This window comes from uncultured Reyranella sp. (assembly GCF_945957355.1).
GTDB lineage: Bacteria > Pseudomonadota > Alphaproteobacteria > Reyranellales > Reyranellaceae > Reyranella.
In genome coordinates this window covers 66,963-88,654 of the sequence record NZ_CAMFKM010000002.1, presented here as the reverse complement: position 1 = coordinate 88,654, position 21,692 = coordinate 66,963, and the positions used below count along the sequence as shown (strand labels likewise).

23 protein-coding genes are annotated in these 21,692 nt (G+C 66.7%); 12 read left to right on the top strand and 11 right to left on the bottom strand.

The features are described from left to right. From Q0Q48_RS03465 to Q0Q48_RS03455, 3 genes are read right to left on the bottom strand one after another with little or no spacing between them, the layout of a single operon-like run. Nucleotides 1-981 carry a tripartite tricarboxylate transporter substrate binding protein gene (locus Q0Q48_RS03465; protein ID WP_295134052.1) on the bottom strand — a complete coding sequence of 327 codons (981 nt, stop codon included), beginning with the start codon at nt 979-981 and terminating at the stop codon, nt 1-3. An 11-nt stretch (nt 982-992) separates the two neighbouring features. Next, the gene (locus tag Q0Q48_RS03460) at nt 993-1,400 is read right to left on the bottom strand and encodes a hypothetical protein (RefSeq protein WP_295134049.1); all 408 of its coding nucleotides are present in this window, start codon (nt 1,398-1,400) and stop codon (nt 993-995) included. 22 nt (nt 1,401-1,422) lie between these two features. Beyond that, nucleotides 1,423-2,256 (bottom strand): pyruvate, water dikinase regulatory protein, encoded by an 834-nt coding sequence (locus Q0Q48_RS03455; RefSeq protein WP_295134046.1) that lies wholly within the window; start codon nt 2,254-2,256, stop codon nt 1,423-1,425. 321 nt (nt 2,257-2,577) lie between these two features. Here Q0Q48_RS03455 and hemE point away from each other — a divergent pair, with 321 nt between their 5' ends. From hemE to hemJ, 3 genes are read left to right on the top strand one after another with little or no spacing between them, the layout of a single operon-like run. Next, nucleotides 2,578-3,618 carry a uroporphyrinogen decarboxylase gene (gene hemE, locus Q0Q48_RS03450; RefSeq protein ID WP_295134043.1) on the top strand — a complete coding sequence of 347 codons (1,041 nt, stop codon included), beginning with the start codon at nt 2,578-2,580 and terminating at the stop codon, nt 3,616-3,618. Nucleotides 3,619-3,651: 33 nt separating this feature from the next. Next, nucleotides 3,652-4,683 carry a ferrochelatase gene (gene hemH / locus Q0Q48_RS03445; RefSeq protein WP_295134040.1) on the top strand — a complete coding sequence of 344 codons (1,032 nt, stop codon included), beginning with the start codon at nt 3,652-3,654 and terminating at the stop codon, nt 4,681-4,683. Then, nucleotides 4,683-5,108 (top strand): protoporphyrinogen oxidase HemJ, encoded by a 426-nt coding sequence (gene hemJ / locus Q0Q48_RS03440; RefSeq protein WP_295134037.1) that lies wholly within the window; start codon nt 4,683-4,685, stop codon nt 5,106-5,108. Before hemH ends, hemJ begins: the two co-directional genes overlap by 1 nt. Here the strand turns inward: hemJ and Q0Q48_RS03435 are convergent. Then, a complete protein-coding gene (locus Q0Q48_RS03435; protein WP_295134034.1) occupies nt 5,095-6,027 on the bottom strand; it encodes a LysR substrate-binding domain-containing protein in 933 nt (310 codons plus the stop codon). The two genes, hemJ and Q0Q48_RS03435, sit on opposite strands and share 14 nt — an antisense overlap. 106 nt (nt 6,028-6,133) lie before the next feature. Between Q0Q48_RS03435 and Q0Q48_RS03430 the strand changes: the two genes are divergently transcribed. From Q0Q48_RS03430 to Q0Q48_RS03420, 3 genes are read left to right on the top strand one after another with little or no spacing between them, the layout of a single operon-like run. Beyond that, nucleotides 6,134-6,682 (top strand): thiamine pyrophosphate-binding protein, encoded by a 549-nt coding sequence (locus Q0Q48_RS03430; protein ID WP_295134031.1) that lies wholly within the window; start codon nt 6,134-6,136, stop codon nt 6,680-6,682. Between the two features lies 1 nt (nt 6,683). Further along, a complete protein-coding gene (locus Q0Q48_RS03425; protein ID WP_295134028.1) occupies nt 6,684-7,310 on the top strand; it encodes a thiamine pyrophosphate-dependent enzyme in 627 nt (208 codons plus the stop codon). A 25-nt stretch (nt 7,311-7,335) separates the two neighbouring features. Further along, nucleotides 7,336-8,472, top strand: a complete 1,137-nt coding sequence (locus Q0Q48_RS03420) for a C45 family peptidase (protein ID WP_295134025.1) — start codon at nt 7,336-7,338, stop codon at nt 8,470-8,472. Nucleotides 8,473-8,542: 70 nt separating this feature from the next. Here Q0Q48_RS03420 and Q0Q48_RS03415 read toward each other — a convergent pair whose 3' ends face one another. The 4 genes from Q0Q48_RS03415 to Q0Q48_RS03400 are packed head-to-tail and all read right to left on the bottom strand — an operon-like array spanning nt 8,543 to nt 11,035. Next, nucleotides 8,543-9,334, bottom strand: a complete 792-nt coding sequence (locus tag Q0Q48_RS03415; protein WP_295134022.1) for an enoyl-CoA hydratase-related protein — start codon at nt 9,332-9,334, stop codon at nt 8,543-8,545. Between the two features lie 5 nt (nt 9,335-9,339). After that, the gene (locus tag Q0Q48_RS03410) at nt 9,340-9,708 is read right to left on the bottom strand and encodes a nuclear transport factor 2 family protein (RefSeq protein WP_295134019.1); all 369 of its coding nucleotides are present in this window, start codon (nt 9,706-9,708) and stop codon (nt 9,340-9,342) included. A 17-nt stretch (nt 9,709-9,725) separates the two neighbouring features. After that, nucleotides 9,726-10,094, bottom strand: coding sequence for a hypothetical protein (locus tag Q0Q48_RS03405; RefSeq protein ID WP_295134016.1), 369 nt, complete (start codon nt 10,092-10,094; stop codon nt 9,726-9,728). A 35-nt stretch (nt 10,095-10,129) separates the two neighbouring features. Continuing rightward, a complete protein-coding gene (locus Q0Q48_RS03400; RefSeq protein WP_295134014.1) occupies nt 10,130-11,035 on the bottom strand; it encodes a LysR family transcriptional regulator in 906 nt (301 codons plus the stop codon). A 103-nt stretch (nt 11,036-11,138) separates the two neighbouring features. Between Q0Q48_RS03400 and Q0Q48_RS03395 the strand changes: the two genes are divergently transcribed. Further along, nucleotides 11,139-11,270 (top strand): hypothetical protein, encoded by a 132-nt coding sequence (locus Q0Q48_RS03395; RefSeq protein ID WP_295134011.1) that lies wholly within the window; start codon nt 11,139-11,141, stop codon nt 11,268-11,270. A 7-nt stretch (nt 11,271-11,277) separates the two neighbouring features. Further along, nucleotides 11,278-11,775, top strand: a complete 498-nt coding sequence (locus tag Q0Q48_RS03390; protein WP_295134008.1) for a DinB family protein — start codon at nt 11,278-11,280, stop codon at nt 11,773-11,775. On the opposite strand, the gene Q0Q48_RS03385 is transcribed toward Q0Q48_RS03390, so the two are convergent. After that, nucleotides 11,756-12,343, bottom strand: a complete 588-nt coding sequence (locus Q0Q48_RS03385) for a TetR/AcrR family transcriptional regulator (protein ID WP_295134005.1) — start codon at nt 12,341-12,343, stop codon at nt 11,756-11,758. The two genes, Q0Q48_RS03390 and Q0Q48_RS03385, sit on opposite strands and share 20 nt — an antisense overlap. A 69-nt stretch (nt 12,344-12,412) precedes the next feature. Here Q0Q48_RS03385 and Q0Q48_RS03380 point away from each other — a divergent pair, with 69 nt between their 5' ends. Further along, the gene (locus tag Q0Q48_RS03380; protein ID WP_295134002.1) at nt 12,413-13,648 is read left to right on the top strand and encodes an MFS transporter; all 1,236 of its coding nucleotides are present in this window, start codon (nt 12,413-12,415) and stop codon (nt 13,646-13,648) included. On the opposite strand, the gene Q0Q48_RS03375 is transcribed toward Q0Q48_RS03380, so the two are convergent. Next, nucleotides 13,635-16,820 carry a multidrug efflux RND transporter permease subunit gene (locus tag Q0Q48_RS03375; protein ID WP_295134000.1) on the bottom strand — a complete coding sequence of 1,062 codons (3,186 nt, stop codon included), beginning with the start codon at nt 16,818-16,820 and terminating at the stop codon, nt 13,635-13,637. The genes Q0Q48_RS03380 and Q0Q48_RS03375 overlap by 14 nt on opposite strands. 9 nt (nt 16,821-16,829) lie before the next feature. Next, nucleotides 16,830-17,975: an efflux RND transporter periplasmic adaptor subunit gene (locus tag Q0Q48_RS03370; protein ID WP_295133997.1), complete on the bottom strand. Its 1,146-nt coding sequence runs from the start codon at nt 17,973-17,975 to the stop codon at nt 16,830-16,832. Nucleotides 17,976-18,202: 227 nt separating this feature from the next. Here Q0Q48_RS03370 and Q0Q48_RS03365 point away from each other — a divergent pair, with 227 nt between their 5' ends. From Q0Q48_RS03365 to Q0Q48_RS03355, 3 genes are all read left to right on the top strand, one after another. Next, nucleotides 18,203-19,231, top strand: coding sequence for an amino acid ABC transporter substrate-binding protein (locus tag Q0Q48_RS03365; RefSeq protein WP_295133994.1), 1,029 nt, complete (start codon nt 18,203-18,205; stop codon nt 19,229-19,231). Between the two features lie 197 nt (nt 19,232-19,428). After that, a complete protein-coding gene (locus Q0Q48_RS03360; protein ID WP_295133991.1) occupies nt 19,429-20,319 on the top strand; it encodes a MurR/RpiR family transcriptional regulator in 891 nt (296 codons plus the stop codon). After that, complete coding sequence (locus tag Q0Q48_RS03355) at nt 20,316-21,638, top strand: aspartate aminotransferase family protein (RefSeq protein WP_295133988.1); 1,323 nt, start codon at nt 20,316-20,318, stop codon at nt 21,636-21,638. The genes Q0Q48_RS03360 and Q0Q48_RS03355 overlap by 4 nt, the downstream gene beginning before the upstream one ends. Nucleotides 21,639-21,692 lie beyond the last annotated feature (54 nt).

Sequence of the window (21,692 nt, the reverse complement as noted above, 5' to 3'; positions counted from 1 at the left end):
TCACTCCGGCTTGAAGTTGGCTTCCTTCAGGAGCGCGGTGTTGGTCTCGACTTCCTGCTTGATGAAGGCGGCGAAGTCCTTCGGGCCGCGCGCGGTCGGGACGATGCCAAGAGCCGTGGTCTTGTCGATGAAACCCTTGTCGCTCGACACCGCGGCCATGCCGGCGGCCAGCTTGCTCACGATCGGCTCGGGCGTGTCCCTCGGCGCCCAGACGCCGTACCAGGAACTCAGGTTGAAATCCTTGAGGCCGACTTCGGCGGAGGTCGGGATGTTGGGCGCGAGCGGCGTGCGCTCCTTCGAGGTCACGAACAGGCCCTTGGCGCGGCCCGACGTGGCGAGCGGCAGCAGCGCGGTCCAGGGATCCATGAAGAACTGGACGCTACCGGCCATCAGGTCGGTGTTGGCCGGCGCCGTGCCCTTGTAGAGGATCTGGTCGAGCGGAATGCCGATGCGCTTCAGCCACGCCAAGGTCGCGATGTGGCCGGCAGATCCGCCGGAGGAGATCGCCACGAAGAACTTCTTGGGATCGGCTCTCACGGCCGCCATGGTCGCCGCGTAGTCGTTGCCCGGCACGTTGTTGTTGGCCAGCATCACGAGCGGCGCCTCGCCCGCCTGGGCGATGGGGCGGAAATCCGTCTGCGGATCGTAGGGGCAGGAAGGGACCACCGTCTTGCCCAGCACGAACAGGCTGGCATTGAACAGGATGGTGTAGCCGTCCGGTTCGGCGCGGCGGACCATCTCGGAGCCGATGGTACCGGAGGCGCCCCCGACATTCTGGATGACGATCTGCTGGCCGAGCTTTTCGGAGAGGGCCTGCGCGGTGAGACGGCCGAGCCCGTCCGTGCCGCCGCCGGGCGGGTAGGGCACGATCATCTTCAGCGGCTTGTTCGGGTAGTCCTGGGCTACGGCGGGGCCGAAGGAAGGCGCGACGACAAGCGAGGCGCCCGCAGCGCCCAGCACGGTCCTACGACGTAGCTGCATGGAAGACGGCCTCAGGGTTGCACGGAGATAGAAGATGCACACACTGTGCCATGGCTTGTCTCGCAAATCGTGCGCGAGACCCGTCGTTCGCTGACCTCCCCGCAGGGCACGCCGAGCGCCCGGGAGGTGTCGAGATGCTGGCTGAGGGTCGCCCTGCCCCCTGGCGCAATCGGAGCGGGAACTCCCTCGCGATAGGCCGATTTCAGTTCGACGGTGCGCTGGCGACCATCGCGCAACGCAAGCACGACATCGACCTGCAGATAGTCGATCGTCTCGCCCGACTTGTTCTCGACGACCAGGCTCGGCACGCAGTTGCCGTAGACATTGGAGTCGGTGCCACGGGTAACGGCGATACCGTTGGCTGCGAGGGCCGCCGTTGACGAGATAACTCCAACCAACGCTACCCAGGCTGCCTTCATGGTCGCCTCCTGCTTCGGTCTCCTAGGTCGATTGCAACCGCTGTTCCCGGCGGGTCGCCAGCATCTGCAGGATCGCCGCGGCAGTTTCCTCGATCGACCGTCGGGTCACGTCGATGGTCGCCCACTTGCGGCGGGCATAGAGGCGGCGGGCGTCCTGGATCTCGCCCTGCACGGTGTCCATGTCGGTATAGTCCGTCTCGGTCTCCTGCTGCATGAGCCGGAGCCGGTTGACGCGGATCTGCACCAGTCGCTCGGGATCGGTGATCAGGCCGACGACCAATGGCCGCCTGGCCTCCTCCAGCTCGGGCGGCGGCGGCACATGCGGCACCAGCGGCACGTTGGCCGCCCGCACGCCGCGATTGGCCAGATAGACACAGGTCGGTGTCTTCGAGGTGCGCGAGGGTCCGACCAGGATCACGTCGGCATCGTCGAGGTCGTGGGTCGACTGGCCATCATCATGCGCCAGCGTGTAGTGCATGGCGTCGATGCGATCGAAGTACCCTTCGTCGAGCTGATGCTGGCGGCCCGGCCATTGCTCGCTCTTGGAATGGAAATGCACCGCCAGCACGCTCATCGCCTGGTCGAGCACGCCGACACAGGGAAGCTGCAGGCGCCGGCAATGATCGCGCACGACGTCGCGCAGTTCGGGATCGACCAGCGTGTAGAGGACGGGGCCGCGGTCGCGCTCGACCGCCTGCATCACCTTCTCCATCTGTGCCGGCGAACGCACCAGCGACCAGACATGCTCCTGCACGAAGATGCCCTCGTACTGGACGAGGCAGGCGCGCGCGACGCTCGACACGGTCTCGCCGGTCGAGTCGGATACGAGATGGACGTGGAAATTACGGTTGGCCACGGCCCGTTTTACCCCACAGGCGTGCCGGGAGAAACGCGGGATTGCGCCGGGGATTTCGGGGACAAGCAGGAGATCCGTCGCCCCGGTCCGGATTCGGGACCCGACTCGCCCGGCCCATCCGATCCATCGTCCCCTGCGTACAGCTCGGGACGAATGGCCTGCGAGTCGTGAATCACGCGTTGGAGCGCCGAAAACCGGCCTCTCATGCTCCACAGGCCGCTGGGGAGAAATGACGAATAGGGCGCATCCCCAGATGCCACAGGCCCTACTACTGCTACTACCTATTATGAATAGAGTAGAAGGAAGCATGAGGGACAGAGAGTGAGCGGCGGGAAATTCCTGGAGACGCTGGCCGGAAAGAGGCATGCGACGCCACCGGTATGGTTGATGCGCCAGGCAGGACGATACCTGCCGGAGTATCGCGCCGTGCGGGCGACGACGCGGTCGTTCCTCGAATTCTGCTACACGCCCGACAAGGCCGTCGAGGTGACCTTGCAGCCGATCCGGCGGTTCGGCCTCGACGCGTCGATCATCTTCTCCGACATTCTCGTGGTGCCGGATGCGCTGGGCCAGAAAGTCTGGTTCGCGGAAGGCGAGGGGCCGAAGCTGGAGGCGCTGACCGATCCGTCGCAGTTCGGCCGGCTGTCACGGGCCCGCCTGCAGGAACATCTGGCACCGGTCTACGAAGCGATCCGGCAGACGCGCGCTGAACTGCCGAAGGACACGGCGCTGCTGGGGTTCGCCGGCGCGCCCTTCACGCTCGCCTGCTACATGATCGAAGGCAGCGGCAGCAAGGATTTCGCCAAGGTGAAGAAGTGGGCCTATGCCCATCCCGAATCCTTCAAGCTGCTGATCGATCTCCTGATCGAGGCGGTGGTCGATCATCTCGGCCACCAGGTCGATGCCGGCGTCGATGCGGTCCAGCTGTTCGATTCCTGGGCCGGCGTGCTCCCGGAAGAACAGCTCTTCCATTGGTCGCTCGATCCGATGGTGCGGATCGCGAAGGCTTTGCGCGAGCGTCATCCCGGTGTGCCGGTCATCGCGTTTCCACGCGCCGTCGGTCCCGCGGCGCTGATGTACCGCCTGCCCGAGACGTTCAGCGCGCTGTCGATCGACACCGGCATCGGCGCACATTGGGCGGCGAAGGAGATCCAGCCGCATATCTGCGTACAGGGCAATCTCGACCCGATCATGCTGGTGGCAGGCGGCGAGGCGATGGAGCGCGAGGCGACGCGTATCCTCGACAAGCTCGGGCACGGCTCGTTCGTGTTCAACCTCGGCCATGGCGTCGTGCCGCAGACGCCGCCGGACAATGTCGCGCGTCTGGTCGAGATCGTGCGCAACTGGAAGCCGGGATCATGATCTTCCCCATTTGAATGGGGAGGAGGAAGAAGCATGAAAGTCGCCATCATCCTGTTCAATCTCGGCGGCCCGGATTCGCCGGAGGCCGTGCAGCCGTTCCTGCGCAACCTGTTCAGCGATCCCGCGATCATCTCGTTGCCGTCGTTCCTGAGGTTGCCGCTGGCGCGGTTCATCTCCAGCCGGCGGACGGCGAAGGCGCAAGGCATCTACGCCAGGATCGGCGGCAGCTCGCCCATCCTCGGCCAGACCGAAGCCCAGGCCCGCGCGCTCGAAGAGGCGCTGGGGCCCGGGCATGAATGGCGCGGTTATGTCTGCATGCGCTATTGGCATCCGATGACAGAGGCGGTCGTGCGCTCGGTCAAGCGCTTCGCGCCCGATCGCATCGTGCTGCTGCCGCTCTATCCGCAATTCTCCACGACGACGACGGCCTCGTCGGTGAAGGCCTGGCAGGAAGCGGCGGCCGCGGCGAAGCTCGGCGTGCCGACGCAAACCGTATGCTGCTATCCCGACGAGGATGGCTTCATCGCAGCCTCCGCCGATCTGCTGAAGCAGGGGCTGGCGGAAGCGGGTGATCGTCCGACCCGCATTCTGTTCTCGGCACATGGCCTGCCGGAGAAGGTCATCAAGGCCGGCGATCCCTACCAGGCCCAGGTCGAACGCACGGCCAAGGCGATTGCCGAGCGCGTCGGCAGCCTCGATTGGTCGGTCTGCTATCAGAGTCGAGTCGGCCCCCTGAAATGGATCGGCCCTCCTACTGACGACGAAATCCGACGTGCCGGCAAGGATGGGAAAGCCGTGGTGCTCTATCCGCTCGCCTTCGTGTCGGAACATTCGGAAACGCTGGTCGAACTCGACATGGATTACCGCACCCTGGCCAACGAGAGCGGTGTGCCGGCCTATGTCCGCGTGCCGACGGTGGGCACGCATCCCGCTTTCATCGCGGGTCTCGCCGCCCGCGTGCACGCGATCCTGAGCGAACCGCAGGTCGCGATCTGCCACGGCGCGAAGACGATGCCTTGCAGTGGCAGCCACCGCGGCTGCCCGCTGATCGCCGGAGCGGTCTGATGCTCTATGAAGTGCTGAAGGCGTTGCACATCATCTCGGTCATCGCCTGGATGGCGGGACTGCTCTACCTGCCGCGCCTGTTCGTCTATCACGCCGATGCCGAGAAAGGCTCCGTGCAGAGCGAGACCTTCAAGACCATGGAACGGCGCCTGCTACGCGGCATCATGAACCCGGCGATGATCGCGACCTGGATCTTCGGCCTTCTGCTCACCTGGCAGGGCGGCTGGTGGCACTCCGGCTGGTGGCACGCCAAGTTTACGCTCATCTGTGTCCTCACCGTGGTGCACCACCTGTACGGACGCTGGCGCAAGGACTTCGCGGCGGACCGGAACGTCCGGCCGGCCAACTACTATCGTTGGTGGAACGAGGTGCCGACCCTGCTGATGATCGCCATCGTCTTTCTGGTGGTGCTCAAGCCCTTCTGAGCAGTTTGCCCGGCCAGATCTTCCGTTCGACCTGATCAGCAACGATGTCGGCGATCGTCTCGCCGGCAAATCGCGTCAGGCGAGATACCGGCCGGTCCGCGGGATAGGACAGGACCAGTTGCCGGACCGGCGCGGGGTCCGTGAGCGGCGTTGCCGCGAGCCTTCCCGCTGCGATGTCGTCATGAATGGGCGACAGTGGCAGGATCGTCCAGCCGTGGCCATGACGGACCAGGTCCTTCAAGGTGGCATACGAATCGGCTTCGACGGCCACATGCAACGCGATGCCCGCCTCCTCGGCGCACCGCTCGACGATCGTCCTCAAACCATGACGCGTGCTGGGCAGCAGGACACGCCTGCCCTCGAGATCCCTGAACGGTATCGGCCGGTCCGACGACAAACCCGACCCGGGCGGTCCGATCAGGAACAGGTTCTCGAGCAGCAGCGGCTCGGACCTCAGGGATCGCGCAACGTTCGGATCGTAGAGGATCGCGACGTCGATCTCGCCGCGATGCAGCCAGTCGATCAGGTGACCGGTATAGGCGCCGACCAGCCGCAGCTCGACCTGCGGATGGGTCCTCCCGAAGGCCGCGACAACCGGCAGAGAGAGGATGTCGGCCACGGTCGGTGGAAAGCCGATGGCGATCCGGCCACGAAGCGGCGCGTCGAGATCGGCGGCGGTCGCGCGGATCTCCTCCAGCTCGGTCATGACCCTCGTCGCGTGTTCCAGGATCTCCCGGCCCTTCTCGGTGAGGACCATGCCCCGCCCATGGCGGGTGAACAGCCGGACCGACAGTTCCTCCTCCAGCATCCGGATCTGGCGGCTGAGCGCCGGCTGGGCGATGCCGATCCGGTCGGCCGCCTTGCTCAGGCTGCCGAGGTCGGCGACGTGGATGAGGGTGCGAAGTTGGGACAGCTCCATGGGAGCCATACAATATCGTTATATCTGTTCATTCCCAACAGTCGTCCAGTTTCGCTCCCGTTATAGCTACTGTGCCGGCCGATCCTGAACCGGGAATGGGAGAAACATGACCGCCGCCCCGACGCAGCCTGCCCCGTCCAACGTTGATTGGCGCGACCAGATCTTCGAGGTCTTCCAGGACCATGACATCAAGCAGGTCTATCACGTACCCGACGCCGGCCACGGCCGCCTGATCGAGGCTTGCCAGAAGTCGAACTCGATCCGCACGCTCGCGCTCACGACCGAGGAGGAGGGCATTCCGCTCGCCGCCGGCGCATGGCTGGGCGGCCAGCGCTCGGTGCTGCTGATGCAGAGCTCGGGCGTCGGCAACACCATCAACCTGATGGGCATGCCGAAGACCCTGCGCTTCCCGTTCCTGACCCTGATCACGATGCGCGGCGACTGGGGTGAGTTCAATTCCTGGCAGTATCCGATGGGGCAGGGCACGCCGAAGGTGCTCGAGGCCATGGGCGTGCTGCTCTACTCGGTCGACAATGCCGCCGACGTGAAGGCCACGGTCGACGCCGCCGCGCGCTCGGCCTTCAACGGCGGCCAGGCCGTCGCCGTGCTGCTGCGCCAGAAGCTGATCGGCATCAAGAATTTCGGGAAGAAGTAGGATGAGCGCCAACAAGTCAGCTGCGACCCTGCAGCGTCGCCCGCTGGTGAAGCAGCTCCTCGAGAACGCCGGCGACGACCTGCTGGTGATCGCGGGCCTCGGCTCGTCGAACTGGGACATCACCGCCGCCGGCGACCGTCCGCTCAACATGCCTCTGTGGGGTTCGATGGGCGCGCCGGTCGGCATGGGCCTGGGCCTCGCCATGGCGCAGCCCACGAAGCGCGTGCTGGTCATCACCGGTGACGGCGACATGCTGATGAGCCTCGGCTCGCTCGCCACCGTCGCGACGCAGATGCCGGAGAACCTGGCGATCGTCGTGCTCGACAACGAGAAGTTCGGCGAGACCGGCAACCAGGCCACCCATACCAGCCCGCGCAACAACGGCCCGACCGATTCCGGCGCGGGCACCGATCTCGCCATGATCGCACGCGGCTGCGGCATCGCCGACGCCACGACGGTGCGCGAGGCAGGCGAGGTCGCAGAACTGGTGAAGGACGTGCGTACCAAGAAGGGTCCGGTGTTCCGGCTCGTCAAGGTCATGGTAGAGAAGCTCGAGTTCGTGATGCCGCCGCAGGACGGCGCGCATCTCAAGGACCGTTTCCGCCAGGCCCTACTTGGACATCCCTAAGTTGGGTCACCCTTAAGAGGCTCTCATGACCGACTACGCTCCCTTCCCGCTGATCGATCTGTCCGGCGGCCCCAGGGAGCGGGGTCGGATTCATGGCAAGGCTGCCGCCGATCGCCTGCGGCGCGGCGCCAAGATGTACGCCGAGTCGCTGCTCAAGTCGGGCGTCGACTGGAAGGAGCTGGAGCGCCGCGCCGAGGCGATGGTGCCGGTGATCGAAAAGTTCGATCCGGCCTATGTCGAGGAGATGCGCGGCATCGCCGAGGGCGCCAACGAGCCCTTCGCCGCGGTCGTACTGATGAACGCCCGCACCGAAATGGTGGTGGCGGCGCGCAAGGCGCAGGCCGCCAGGCACTTTCCCGACGGCTGCACCGCGGCGCTCGCACTGCCCGAAGCCAGCGCCGACGGCGTGCTGCTGCACGGCCAGAACTGGGACTGGCGCGCCGAATGCGCCGAGACCGGCGTCGTGCTGCGTATCCGCCGTGACGACGGGCCCGATATCCTCACCTTCACGGAAGCCGGCGGGCTCGCGCGCTCGGGCCTCAACTCGGCCGGCATCGGCCTCACGGCCAATGCCCTGGAATGCGATCGCGACTATCAGCGCGGCCCCGGCGTGCCGCTGCCGTTCATCCGCCGCAAGGTGCTGGAGGCCGCCCATCTCGCCAACGCGGTGCAGACGATCGTCTCGACGCCCAAGCCCGGCTCGAACCACATGGCCGTGAGTCATTGTGGTGGCGAGGCCTTCGGCTTCGAGTGCGCGCCAGATGAGACCTTCTGGATCGCGCCCGACCGCGGGCTCTACGTCCATGCCAACCACTGGATCGCCGACTCGGCGCGGGCCAAGGTGAAGGACACCGGCCTCGCCGAGACGCCGGACTCGATCTACCGCGACAAGCGCGTGCGCGACCAGCTCTCGCCCAGGCGCGGCAAGCTCACCCTGGAAGATTTCCGCCACGCCTTCTTCGACGATTGGGGCACGCCGCATTCGGTCTGCCGCCCGCCGCGGATGAACACGCGCGGCGTTATGACCGCCACAACGGCGATGATCCTGATGCGCCCGGCCGAGGGCCATCTCGAAGCCTGTCCGATGCCGGCGCTGAACCGCCAGTTCACGACCTACACGCTCACCCCCGATCGCACCGCGCAGAAGCAGGCGGCGGAGTAGCTAGCCAAAGTTCCGTCGTCTCGACCGCTACGCCTCGCTTCGCGAGGCTCCGGTCGGGACGACGGGTTGGTTAACCCGGATACCATGCGGGCTTGCGCTTCTCCCTGAAGCTGGCGAGGCCTTCGGTGGCTTCGTCCTGCTGGCGGGTGCGGGCGTGTTCGTCGATCAGGTCGCGCAGCTCGCCATCGTCGACGAAGGCACGCGCCGAGGCGAGCGAGCGCAGCTTGGTCGCGGTAGTGGCGCGCGGGGCGTTCATCAGGACGGACTCGACGATCTTCTCGCCGGCTTCGGCCAGCCCGCCCACCGGACAGACTTCGTGCACCAGGCCGAGGCGCCGCGCGTCGTGGGCGCCGAAGCGTTCGCCGGTCAGCGCGTAGCGCCGCGTCTGGCGCAGGCCGATCGCCTGGCAGAGCTGCGGCAGGATGATGCCGGCCATCAGGCCCCAGCGCGTCTCGCTGATGGAGAAGAGCGCATCCTCCTGTGCCACGACGACGTCGCAGGCCGCCGCGATTCCTGTGCCGCCGCCGAAGCAGCCGCCCTGGATCAGTGCGAGCGTCGGGACGGGGCAGGTGTCGAGGCGCTTTACGGCCTCGGCGGTGAGACGGCTCACCTTCTCGTTCTCGGCGGGCGACTGTTTGGCGACGGCGGTGATCCAGGAGAGATCGGCGCCCGCCTGGAAATGCTTGCCGTTGCCGCGCAGCACGACGATGCGCAAGTTGCTCTCCGAGCCAAGCGAATCCATCGCATCGTGCAGGCCCTGGATGAGATCGCCGTTGTAGGCGTTGTTCACCTTGGGACGGTTCAGCGTGACGGTGGCCACGCCGCGGCGGTCGATCTCCCAGAGGACGGTATCGTTCGACATCGAAATCACTCGGCCTTCATGTAGCTGTCCTTGAGCGCGATCCTGCCGTCCTTCACCTCATAGAGGTCGATGCCGTAGCGATCGAACGGCTTGCCGGCATGGTCGATGCCGGTGGCCCGGAAGGTGCCGAACAGCTTGTCGCCGGCACGGTGGATGCTGGCCTCGGAAAAGCGCACCTCGCGATGCGCGGTGCTCTTGTCGGCGAAGTGCGCGCGCAGCGCCTCCTTGCCCTTGAGCACGCGCCCGGTCGGCGAACCGCCGGTATTGAGGCGCCATTCGAAGTCTTCGGTCACGCAGTCGGCAATCGCGTCGACATCGCCCTTGTTGAAGGCCTTGCCGAAGCGGCGGAACAGGTCGTCGATGGCGTCGGCCACGGTATCCTCCTTGGGTCCTACTTGGTCTTGAGCATCGATCCGAAACACAGCGCGATGTCGTGCTTCACGCCGGCCTGGGTGACAGCCGACAGATCGTAGCGCGAAGTCTTGCAGCCGGAGGCCATGACCTCGATCTCCCGGGTCGCCACGTCGCCGCGATAGCGCAGGACACGCGTGTCGCCCGTACCGCTCGTGTGGATGGTCAGGGTCAGGGTCGGCCCACTTTCGGGGGCGGTCTTCTCGTCGGGCGAGAATTCCAGGGTCGAGATGTTTGCGTCGTGGCCTGCATGACGCAGAGCATTGACGGCCTCGTCGAGTTCGGGCCGGATGATATCGCGGCATTTCACCCAGAAAGCCTGCACGAAAAGGTCGGTCTCGGTGTCCATCTTGCCTCCCCGGATTGTTGGACGGACCCTAGCACCTAAATTTCCCAGGGAGGGGGCGAGAATTTCTCGACGATGAAGTCGATGAAGGCCGTCACCTTGGGCGCGAGATGGCGGCGGTGCGGGTAGACCGCGTGGATCGGGATCGGCTGCTCGGCGCGGAACGCCTCCAGCAGCGAGACCAACTCGCCATTCTTGATGGCGGTGGCGACGGTGAGCCGGGTCAGGCGCACGATGCCGAGCCCCTGCAGCGCCAGTCTCATCTGGGCCTCGCCTTCCGTGACGGCGACCCGCCCGCCGACCTCGATCTCGCGGATCTCGCCGTCGATGCGGAACGGCCAGCGGTTCAGATAGGTGCGGTCGCGCGAGATGATGCAGTTGTGGCGCGTCAGATCCTCCGGCCGCTGCAGGGGCCGCCGGTTCCTGAGGTAGGAGGGCGAGGCACAGACCAGCCGCACATCCTCGCCGATCCGGCGGGCCATGAAGCTCGAATCGGCCAACCGGCCGATGCGGATGGCGACATCGACGCCTTCCTCGATCATGTCGACGACCCGGTCGGTCGGCATCAGCTCGAGTTGCAACAGCGGATAGCGTTCCAGGAACTCGGCAATCACCGGCGCGAGCTGGTGGGTCGAGAAGGCGAGCGACGTCGTGACCTTCAGGAGCCCGTGCGGCGTGCCGCTCTGGCCGCTGATCTGGTTCTCGAGCGTCTCGATCTCGCCCACGATGCGCCGCGCCGTCGCGTAGAAGGCCTCGCCTTCCTCGGTGAGGCTGATCGCCCGGGTCGTGCGCTGGAGCAGCCGCACGCCCAACCGGGTCTCGAGCCGGGTCACCAGCTTGCTGACCGCCGACGGGGTCAGGCCGAGGCTGGGTGCGGCGGCGGAAAAGCCTTTGGAATCAACGACCCTGACGAAGGCCGCCATCTCGCTCGCGTGATCGATCATTGCGTGATTGATGAATTAAATTCAGGAGTGTTCGTCATACACTCCGTATTAACCGCCGGGAAGAACGGAATTATGTTGCTTTCAACCCTTGGAGGTCTTTCCCATGTTCACGGTCCCCTATCCCACCATCACCGAACGTCGCGCCCTCGAAGCCCGCGCCCATCGCCTGCGCGGTGCCGCCGTGGCCGGCCTCATTCGTAACTTCACCCGCTGGGTCTCCGCCGCGGCCCGCTAACCGGGTCATGGATGGGATCTGGGGCCAGTACGCCCGCTACAACCGACTGGCCAACGAGAAGCTCTATGCGGCCTGCGCCGGGCTCTCCGGCGCCGAGTACCGCCGCGATCTCGGGGCCTTCTTCGGCAGCGTGCATGGCACGTTGAACCATCTGCTTCTGGGCGACCGGATCTGGATGGCGCGCTTCGAAGGCGGCTCGCATGTGTCGACCGGCCTCGGCGCCGTCCAGTACGAGAAATTCGAGGCGTTGCGCGCGGAGCGCGAGCGCCTCGACCGCCACATGGAGCAGTTCTTCGCGACTCTGCCCGAAGGCTTCGAACGTGGCAGCGTGCGCTACGTCAACAATTCCGGCTTCGACACTGAGGATCCTTGGTCGGTGATCCTGCCGCATTTCTTCAATCACCAGACGCACCACAGGGCGCAGGTCCACACGCTGCTCTCGCAACTCGGGCACAAGCCGCCGGTCCTCGATCTGCACCGTGTGCTCAGGCCTGATCCGACCTGACTTTCCGCGGCAGCTTGATGCCCGCCGCCTTCAACAACACCGTCGCCGCCTCTCGTGCCGCCGCCGCGACCTTGGGATCGCCGCGCACGATGGCGCCGGCGATGGCGCCATCGGTCAGGATCTGGAGCTGCATCGACAACGATTCGGCCTCCTTAACACCGAGCTGCCGCAACAGCGCCTGAAACCACGCCCGCCGCTGTTCCTTGAAGGCCAGCGCGATCTTGTTGGCGGCGTGCGCCGGCTCCTTCAGTTCGGCCACCGCGTTCACGAAGGGACAGCCGCGGAAAACGCCGGTCGCGATGGTGCGTTCCAGCCGGTCGAAGGCGCCCAGGATCTGTTCCAGCGGCGGCCGGTCCGACGGCGGCGCCGGTTTCAGCCGGCGCGACAGGTAGGCCACGATCAAGTCGTCCTTGGACGGGAAGTAGTTGTAGAGCGTGCGCTTGCTGATGCCGATCTCGGCCGCGATCGTGTCGACCCCGACGGCGCGGATTCCCTGGCCGTAGAATAGCCGGTCCGCCGTCTCGAGGATGCGCTCCTGCATTGCTGCCCTGACGTCCGCTCTCGCCATGGTGCCTTGACCCCCTTCCGGCGCCAACCTTAAGGTACACAGGTCTGTGTAACAAGGTGGAGGCGCGTCATGGCCATCCTAAAGGAATTGCGGCCGGTCATGCCGATCCTGATCGGGGCCTCGGTCATGCTGAGCCTCGGCATGGGCGTGCGCCAGAGCTTCGGCCTCGTGATGCAGCCGCTGACACGCGACATCGCGCTGACCGTTTCCGACTTTGCGCTGGCCATGTCGGTCCAGAACCTTGCCTGGGGTTTCCTGCAGCCGATCGCTGGCGCGCTGGCGGTTCGCCTGGGATTCCGGCCGATCATGGTCGGCGGTGCGGCCCTCTACGTTGCCGGGCTCGGCCTGTTTTCGCGGGCGGACGGTATGAGCGGCGTGATGCTGGGCGGTGGCGTGCTGATCGGGATGGCGCTCGCTTGCACCGCCTCGGCGATCTCGCTCGCCGTCGGCGCGCGCGCCGTGCCCGCCAGGTCGCGCAGCTTCGTGCTGGGGGCGATCACGGCGACCGGCTCGCTGGGCGCACTCGTGTCCGCACCGCTCGGCCAGACGCTTACGACCGACTTCGGCTGGCGCACCGGCCTGCTGGGCTTCCTGGCGCTGACCGTCTTCATGCTGCCGGCGGCGTGGATCGCCGGCAGGGTCGACCGGCTGGCGCCGCCCACGCCAGCCTCGGGCGACATCAGCGCCGCCTCGCCGCGCCTGGCGCTCGGGGCCGCGCTGCGCAACCCGTCGTTCCTCGTGATGACCGCGGCCTACTTCGTCTGCGGCATGCAGTTGCTGTTCATCACCACGCACCTGCCGTCCTATCTCGCGATCTGCGGCATGGACCCGTCGCTCAGCGCCGGCGCGCTGGGCGCGATCGCCCTGTTCAACGTGTTCGGCAGTCTCTTTTTCGGCTGGGCCGGGGGCCACTGGTCCAAGCTCGGCCTGCTGGGCGGCATTTACATCGCCCGCTCGATCGTGCTCGCCTGCTATTTCGCGATGCCGCCAACGCCGGCCAGTACGCTGGTCTTCGCCTCGGCCATGGGCTTCCTGTGGCTGGGTGTCGGGCCGCTGGTCGCTGGCTCGGTGGTCGAGATGTTCGGCCTGCGCTGGCAGGCGATGATCCAGGGCGTCGCCTTCATGAGCCACCAGGTCGGCAGCTTCGTCGGCGCCCTGGGCGGTGGCCTCCTGTTCGACGCGCTGGGCTCCTACGACCTCGCCTGGCGTCTCGGTGTCGCGATGGGCCTCACCGCCGGCCTCGTGCAGGTGGCGTTCGCGCTGCTGCGCCCGCCACCTGCTTCGCCGAGGCCTATTCCGGCTTGAACTCCGGCTTGATCTCCTGCTTGCGCCACTTGAAGCGCAGCTCGGCCAGGCCGACGCTCAGCACATAGAAGACCGGCGTGAAGATCAGGCCGAAGATCGTGACGCCGATCATGCCGGAGAACACCGCCGTACCGAGCGACTGGCGCATCTCCGCGCCGGCGCCGGTGCTGATGACCAGCGGCACCACGCCCAGGATGAAGGCCAGCGAGGTCATCAGGATGGGACGCAGCCGGGTCTTGGAGGCGCTGACCGCCGCGTCGAAGCGGTTCATGCCCGCCTCGTGCGCCTGCTTGGCGAACTCCACGATCAGGATGGCGTTTTTCGCCGCCAGGCCCACCAGCACGACGAGGCCGATCTCGACCAGCACATTGCGGTCGAGGCCGCGGATGTTCACGCCGATCATGGCCGCGAGGATACACATCGGCACGATCAGGATGACGGCCAGCGGCAGAAGCCAGCTCTCGTAGAGCGCCGCCAGCAGCAGGAACACGAACAGCACGGCCAGGCCGAAGGCCAGGATCGCGGTATTGCCCGCCAGCTTCTCCTGCAGCGCGATCTCGGTCCATTCGAAGCCGAAGCCCGAGGGCAGCACCTTCTCCGCCAGCGCTTCCATCGTGGCGATACCCTGCCCCGAGGAGTAGCCGCGCTGCAGCGCCACCTGCACCTCGGCCGCCGGATAGAGATTGTAGCGGGCCACGCGGTAGGGACCGGTGATGTCCTCGAAGGTCGCGACGGCGCCGATCGGCACCATCTCACCGCTCACGCTGCGCGTCTTCAGGTTCTCGACGTCGCGCAGGGTGAGGCGATAGGGATCGTCCGCCTGCACGGTCACGCGATAGGTGCGGCCGAGGATGTTGAAGTCGTTGACGTAGGCCGAGCCCATGTAGGCCGACAGCGTCTCGAACACGCGGGCGATCGGCACGCCGAGCTGCTCGGCCTTGGTCCGGTCGATGTCCGCATAGATCTGCGGCGTGCGCGTATTGTAGAGCGTGAAGGCCTGGGTGAGGCCCGGCGACTGTCCCGCTGCGCCGGCGAGGGCCCAGGTGGCGCCCTCCAGGGCCGTCAGCCCGCGCGACGCGCGGTCCTGCACGTAGCCCTTGAGGCCGCCGCCGGTGCCGATGCCCGGCACCGAGGGCGGCTCCAGGACGAACACGAAGGCCTCGCGCAGCGCGAACATCTGTCCGCGCAGGTCGGCCAGGATCATGTCCTTGGTGATGCCCGGCCGCTCCTTGAAGGGCTTGAGGGTCACGAAGATCACGCCCGTGTTGGGGGCGTTGGTGAAGGTCGCGCCGTCGAAGCCGACGAACGAGACCGCGTTGGCGACGCCCGGCCGCGACATGATGATCTCGCTGGCCTTGCGGACCAAGGCGTCCGACCGCTCGAGCGTCGAGCCGGCGGGCAGCTGCATGGCCGCGATCAGGTAGGAACGGTCGAGCTGCGGCACCAGGCCGGTCGGGGTCGAGACGAGCCGGTTCTGGGTGAGCGCCAGCAAGCCGGCATAGATCACCCGCATGACGAAGCCCATGCGGATCAACCGCGCCGTCATGCGGCCGTAGAAGTTCGACAGCGCCTCGAAGCCGCGGTTGAAGTGGCCGAAGAACCAGTTGATCGGCCAGGCAAGCCGCTCCAGCAGGCCGGGCTTCGGCTTCTCGACATGCGACAGGGCATGCGTCTTCAGCAGCAGCGCCGCCATCGCGGGCGAGAGCGTGAGCGACACGAAGGCCGAAATGGCGGTCGAGGCGGCGATGGTGATGGCGAACTGCTTGTAGAAGGTGCCCTGCAGGCCGGTGATGAAGGCGGTCGGCAGGAACACCGCGATCAGCACCAGCGAGATCGCGATCAGCGCGCCGCCGACCTCGTCCATCGTCTTGTGCGCGGCCTCCTTGGGCGACATGCCCTGTGTCAGGTAGCGCTCGACGTTCTCGACCACGACGATGGCGTCGTCGACCACGATGCCGATCGCCAGCACCAGCCCGAACAGCGACAGGGTGTTGAACGAGATGCCCACCGCGGCCATCACGGCGAACGAGCCGATCAGCGAGACCGGGATGGCGAGGATCGGGATGATCGCCGCGCGCCAGGTCTGCAGGAACAGGATCACGACGACGACGACCAGGATCACGGCCTCGAACAGGGTCGTGATGACGGCGTCGACCGAGGCCTGGATGAAGGTCGTGGGATTGTAGACGATCGTGTAGTCGAGGCCGGACGGGAAGCTCTTCTTCAGTCGCTCCATCTCGGCGATGATCGCGTCCGAGGTGGCGAGCGCGTTGGATCCCGGCCGCTGGAAGATGCCGAGCGCGGTGGCCGTCTTGTTGTTGAGGTAGGCGTTCAGTGTGTAGTCCTGCGCGCCCAGCTCGACTCGGGCGATGTCGCGCAGGCGCGTCACCGACCCGTCCGGCTCGGCACGGATCACGATGTTCTCGAACTGGTCGGGCGAACTCAACCGCCCGAGCGTGCGCACCGACAGGGTGAAGCCGCCCGGCGACACCGCCGGGGCCTGGTTGACCGCACCGGCCGCGACCTGGAGGTTCGCCGCCCGCAGCGCCAGCACGACCTCGCCGGCCGTGAGGTTGCGCGCCGCGACCCTTGCCGGGTCGAGCCAGATGCGCATCGAGTAGTCGCGACCGCCGAACACCAGCACGTTGCCGACGCCGTCGACGCGGGTCAGCACGTCCTTCACGTAGAGCGTGGCGTAGTTGGAGATGTACTGCTGGTCGCGGCTGCCGTCTGGCGAGACCATGTGCACGACCATCATCAGGTCGGGCGAGGCCTTGCGCACCACGATGCCGAGACGCTGCACGTCCTCGGGCAGTCGCGGCTGGGCGACCGCGACGCGGTTCTGCACCAGCACCTGCGCCTGGTCGATGTTCACGCCGGGCTTGAACACGACGTTGATCGACAGGCGGCCGTCACCGGTCGACTGCGACTCGATGTAGAGCATGTCGTCGACGCCGTTGACCTCGAGCTCGATCGGCGTCGCGACCGTCTCGGCGATCACCTCGGCGGAGGCGCCGGGATAGGTTGCGGTGATGTTGACGGTCGGCGGCGCGATCTCGGGATATTCCGCCACGGGAAGGCCGCGCTGGGCGATGAAGCCCACGATCACGATGATGACCGAGAGCACCGACGCGAAGATCGGCCGGTCGATGAAGAAATGGGAAAAACGCATGGGGGGCCCTTACTTGGCCTTGGCGACGATCTCGCCCTTCTGCGGCACGACCTTGGCGCCGGGCCGGACCATTGGATTGGCGAGGCCGTCGAGCACCACCTTGTCGGTGGGCGCGAGGCCGGAGCGGATCACCCGCAGCCCGTCGACCAGCGTGCCGAGCATCACCGGCTTGGCCTGCACGACGTCTCCGGGGCCCACGACGAACACGATCTTGCGCGCCTGGTCGGAGATGATGGCCGAGTCGGGCACCAGCAGCGCGTCGTACTCGCCGCCGAACAGCTGCACGCGGCCGAAGATGCCGGGCGTCAGCAGCTGGTCCTTGTTGTCGACCAGGGCGCGTACGCGGATCGTGCCCGACCGTGCGGTCATCGCGTTGTCGACGAAGTCGACCTTGCCGGTGCGTTTCCAGTCGGTCTCGTCGGAGAGGCGGATGCGGACGGGATTGGCGCCGTCACGCGAGGAGGCCAGCGCCCCCGACAGGATTAGCCGGCTGTAGCGGAGATGATCGGCTTCCGAGATGTCGAAGACGAAGCGGATGGGGTCGAGCGTCACGATCGTGGCGAGCAGGGTGGCGCCGGTCTGGCCGCCCGAGATCAGGTTGCCGGCATCGACCTTGCGGTCGGAGATGCGGCCGGCGATCGGCGCCGTGACGTTCGTCCATTCGAGGTTGAGCTGGGCGTTGCGCAGCGCCGCCTCGGCCGACTTGAGCTGGGCGCGGGCGACCGCGAGCGTCGACTTGCGCGAATCCTGTTCGGCTTCCGTGATGGTGCGCGAGGCAATCAGGGATGCGCCGCGTCCGACCTGCAGCTCCGCCAGATCGACCTGGGCCTTGTTGCGCGCGACCTCGGCCTCGGCCGATTCGACCGCGATCTCGTAGGGACGCTTGTCGATGGTGAACAGGGGGTCCCCTTCCTTGACGATCTGGCCGTCGCGGAAGTTGATCTTGTCGATGAAACCCGAGACGCGGGCGCGGACCTCGACGGTCGCGACGGCTTCGAAGCGGCCGGAATATTCGTCCCACTGGGTGACGCGCTTGGCGATGGGTTCGGAGACGCCGACCGGCATGGCGGGCGGCCCGCCCTGCGCGAAGGAGGCGGCGGGAAGAGCCCAAAGGAAAAGACTGGCAACGGCCAGGAGGCGGCGACGGACGGACAATGTGGACTCCCCGCGATCATTTTGCGTCGCGAAGTGGACATGTGGTTGCAGTGCAATGCGGTGTCAATTCCTGCCGAAGTAACTCAGATGCATGACAGAAACCGTTTCGTGACTGCTGGCATTGCCAGCGTTTGAAACAAATGGATCAGACAGACCGATATAGATTCATTCGTTGCAGCGCTGGGTCTGCCCGCGATAACTTCCAGGACCTCTTTCCGGGAGATCACATGTTCAAGCGACTTCTCGCTGCCGGCGCCGCCTTCGGTGCCTTCGCCTTTGCGGCCGCCAGCGTCTCGGCGCAGACGCCGTCGACGCTCGAAACCGTCAAGAAGCGCGACCAGGTCATCTGCGGCGTCAATGTCGGCCTCGGCGGCTTTTCGCTGCCCAACAGCCAGGGCAAGTGGACCGGCCTCGACATCGACATGTGCAATGCCGTGGCCGCCGCCGTGCTGGGCGACGCGACCAAGGCCAAGTACGTGCCGCTGTCCGCCCAGCAGCGCTTCCTCGCCCTGCAGTCGGGCGAGATCGACGTGCTGGTGCGCAACTCGACGATCACGCTGGAGCGCGATGCCGGCCTCGGCATCCAGTATGCCGGCATCAACTTCTATGACGGCCAGGGCTTCATGGTGCCGAAGAAGCTCGGCGTGAAAGGCCTGGCCGAGCTCGCGGGCGCCACGATCTGCGTCGCCCAGGGCACGACCCACGAGTTCAACGTGGCGAGCTGGTTCCGCGGCCGGAACCTGCAGATCAAGGCGGTCGTCTTCGAAAGCCAGGACGTCATGTACGAGGCCTTCTTCGCTGGCCGTTGCGATGCCATGACCCAGGACTCCTCGGCGCTCGCCTCGGCGCTGGCGACCCGCGGCAAGCAGGCCGACTACATGGTCTTGCCGGAGCTGATCTCGAAGGAGCCGCTGGGACCCTTCGTGCGCCGCGGCGACGACGTGTGGCTGACCGTCGTGCGCTGGTCGTTCATGGCGATGATCGAGGCCGAGGAGCGCGGCATCACCAAGGCCAATGTCGATGAGCAGCTGAAGTCGACCGACGCGCTGGTGAAGCGTTTCCTGGGCGTCACGCCGGGCAATGGCAAGGCGCTGCAGATCGACGAGAAGTGGGCCTACAACATCGTGAAGCAGGTCGGTAACTACGGCGAGAGCTACGAGCGCAATGTCGGCATGGACAGCCCGCTCAAGCTGCCGCGCGGCCTGAACGCGCTGTGGACCAAGGGCGGCCTGATGTACCCGGTCCCGCTGCGCTGAGGCGCGGGACTACTCGTTATGCAACACCCCCGTCGTCTCGACCGAAGCGCGAAGCGCGGAGCGGAGAGACCTTCTCTCTGTCCGCAGCCGGCAAATGGTGGAGAGAAGGTCTCTCCACTCCGCCTCGCTGCGCTCGGCTCCGGTCGAGACGACGGCTTTTTTGTTTCTGATCTTGTTGGCCGCTCGGGAGAGCGGAGATGACCGGCGGGCCTCTCTCCACTTCGATCGTCGAGACCTACGAGCTGTTGTCGCCGCAACTCAAGACCGCGGCGCGCTACATGCTCGACCGGCCCGGCGATGTCGCCCTGCTCTCCATGCGGGAGCAGGCGCGGCGTGCCGGCGTGCCGGCCGCGACCATGACGCGGCTGGCCAAGCGCCTGGGCCTCGAGGGCTACGACGAGGTCCGCGCGCTCTATGCCGGGGCGGTGCGGGCCGGGACCCTGGGTTTTGCCGGCAAGGCCGAAGCCCAGGTCGAGGTGCAGAGCCTGCGTGGCGAGCGCGCCCTGGCCGCTGACATGGCGTTGTCGCTGTCGCGTCAGATCGCGCGACTGGCCGAGCCCGAATCGCTCGAACGGCTGGCCGGTGCGGCCAACCACCTTCACGCGGCCCGCCGCGTCTATTGCCTCGGCCTGCGTTCCTGTCATGCGGCCGCCTGGCACTTCCACTACATGCTGTCGCTGCTGGGCAACAAAACGGTGATGCTCGACGATGCCGGCGGCACCGGCCTCGACGCGATCCGCGACGCCGGGCCCGACGACGTGTTGCTGGCCGCCAGCGTCGAGCCCTATGCCCGTGCCACCATCGAGGCGGTGCGCTATGCCGCCGCCGGCGGCGTGCCGGTGGTCGCGTTGACCGACAGCGAGGTTTCGCCGCTCGCCTCGCTCTCCGTCGCCACCATCCTCGTGGCGACCGAGAGCCCGTCCTTCTTCCACACCATGACGCCGCTGCTCGCGGTCGCCGAGATCCTCGCCGCCCTGGTGGCGGGCAATGGCGGGCAGGACGCGCTGGCGGCGCTCGAACGCACCGAGGCGCAGCTCTCGGCGTTCGGCGTCCATCTCACCCGTCGCACATCCCCGGAAAGACCATGACCCACATCCTGCATCGCCAGATCGGCGGAACCCTTCCCGTGGCCGTGGGCGGCTCGGGCATCGAGATCGTCGACAGCACCGGCAAGCGCTATCTCGACGCCTCGGGCGGCGCCGCCGTGTCGTGCCTCGGCCACGGCCATCCAGCGGTGACCAGGGCGCTGCAGGAGCAGCTCGACAGGCTCGCCTACGCGCATACCGGCTTCTTCACGACCGACGTCGCCGAGCGGCTCGGCGACCGGCTGATCGAGGATGCGCCGAAGGGCCTGAGCCATGCCTACCTGGTGAGCGGCGGTTCGGAGGCGATCGAGGCCTCGCTCAAGATGGCGCGGCAGTATTTCACCGAACGCGGCGAGACCGGTCGTCGCCATGTCATCGCACGGCGCCAGAGCTACCACGGCAACACGCTGGGCGCGCTGGCGGCCGGCGGCAACGCCTGGCGGCGCGCGCCCTTCTCGCCGCTGCTGATCGAGACGCATCACATCGATCCCTGCTTCGCCTATCGTTTCCAGCAGCCGGGCGAATCCGACGAGGCCTATGGCCTGCGCGCGGCGAACCTGCTGGAGCAGAAGATCCTCGAGCTGGGTGCCGGCACGGTTATGGCCTTCGTCGCCGAGACTGTGGTCGGTGCCACGTCGGGCGCGGTGCCGCCGGCGCCGGGCTACTTCAAGCGCATCCGCGAGATCTGCGATCGCCACGGCGTGCTGCTGATCCTCGACGAGGTGATGTGCGGCATGGGCCGCACCGGCACGCTTCACGCCTGCGAGCAGGAAGGCATCGCACCCGACCTGATGACCATCGCCAAGGGGCTGGGCGGCGGCTACGAGCCGATCGGCGCCGTGCTGCTGGGCAAGCATATCTACGAGACCTTCGCCACGGGCAGCGGCTTCTTCCAGCACGGCCACACCTACATGGGGCATCCCATGGCCTGTGCCGCGGGGCTGGCCGTGCAGGAGACGATCCGGCGCGACAATCTCCTGGCCAACGTGAAGACGATGGGCGCGCTGCTGCAGCGGCGCTTGAGCGAGCGCTTCGGCAACCATCCGCATGTCGGCGACATTCGCGGCCGTGGCCTCTTCCAGGCCGTCGAGCTGGTCGAGGACCGCTCGACCAGGGAGCCGTTCGATCCGGCGCGCAAGCTCCATGCGAAGGTGAAGAAGGCGGCGATGGCGCGCGGCCTGATGGTCTATCCGATGGGCGGCACGATCGATGGCCAGCGCGGCGACCATGTCCTGCTGGCGCCGCCCTTCATCGTGACCGAAGAACAGATCGGCGACATCGTCGACCGGCTGGGCAGCGCGATCGACGACGCCCTGGCCTGATCGGCGTGGCGTGCCGCCCTCTGACCAGTTGGCGGTATAAGTCCACCTGCTATC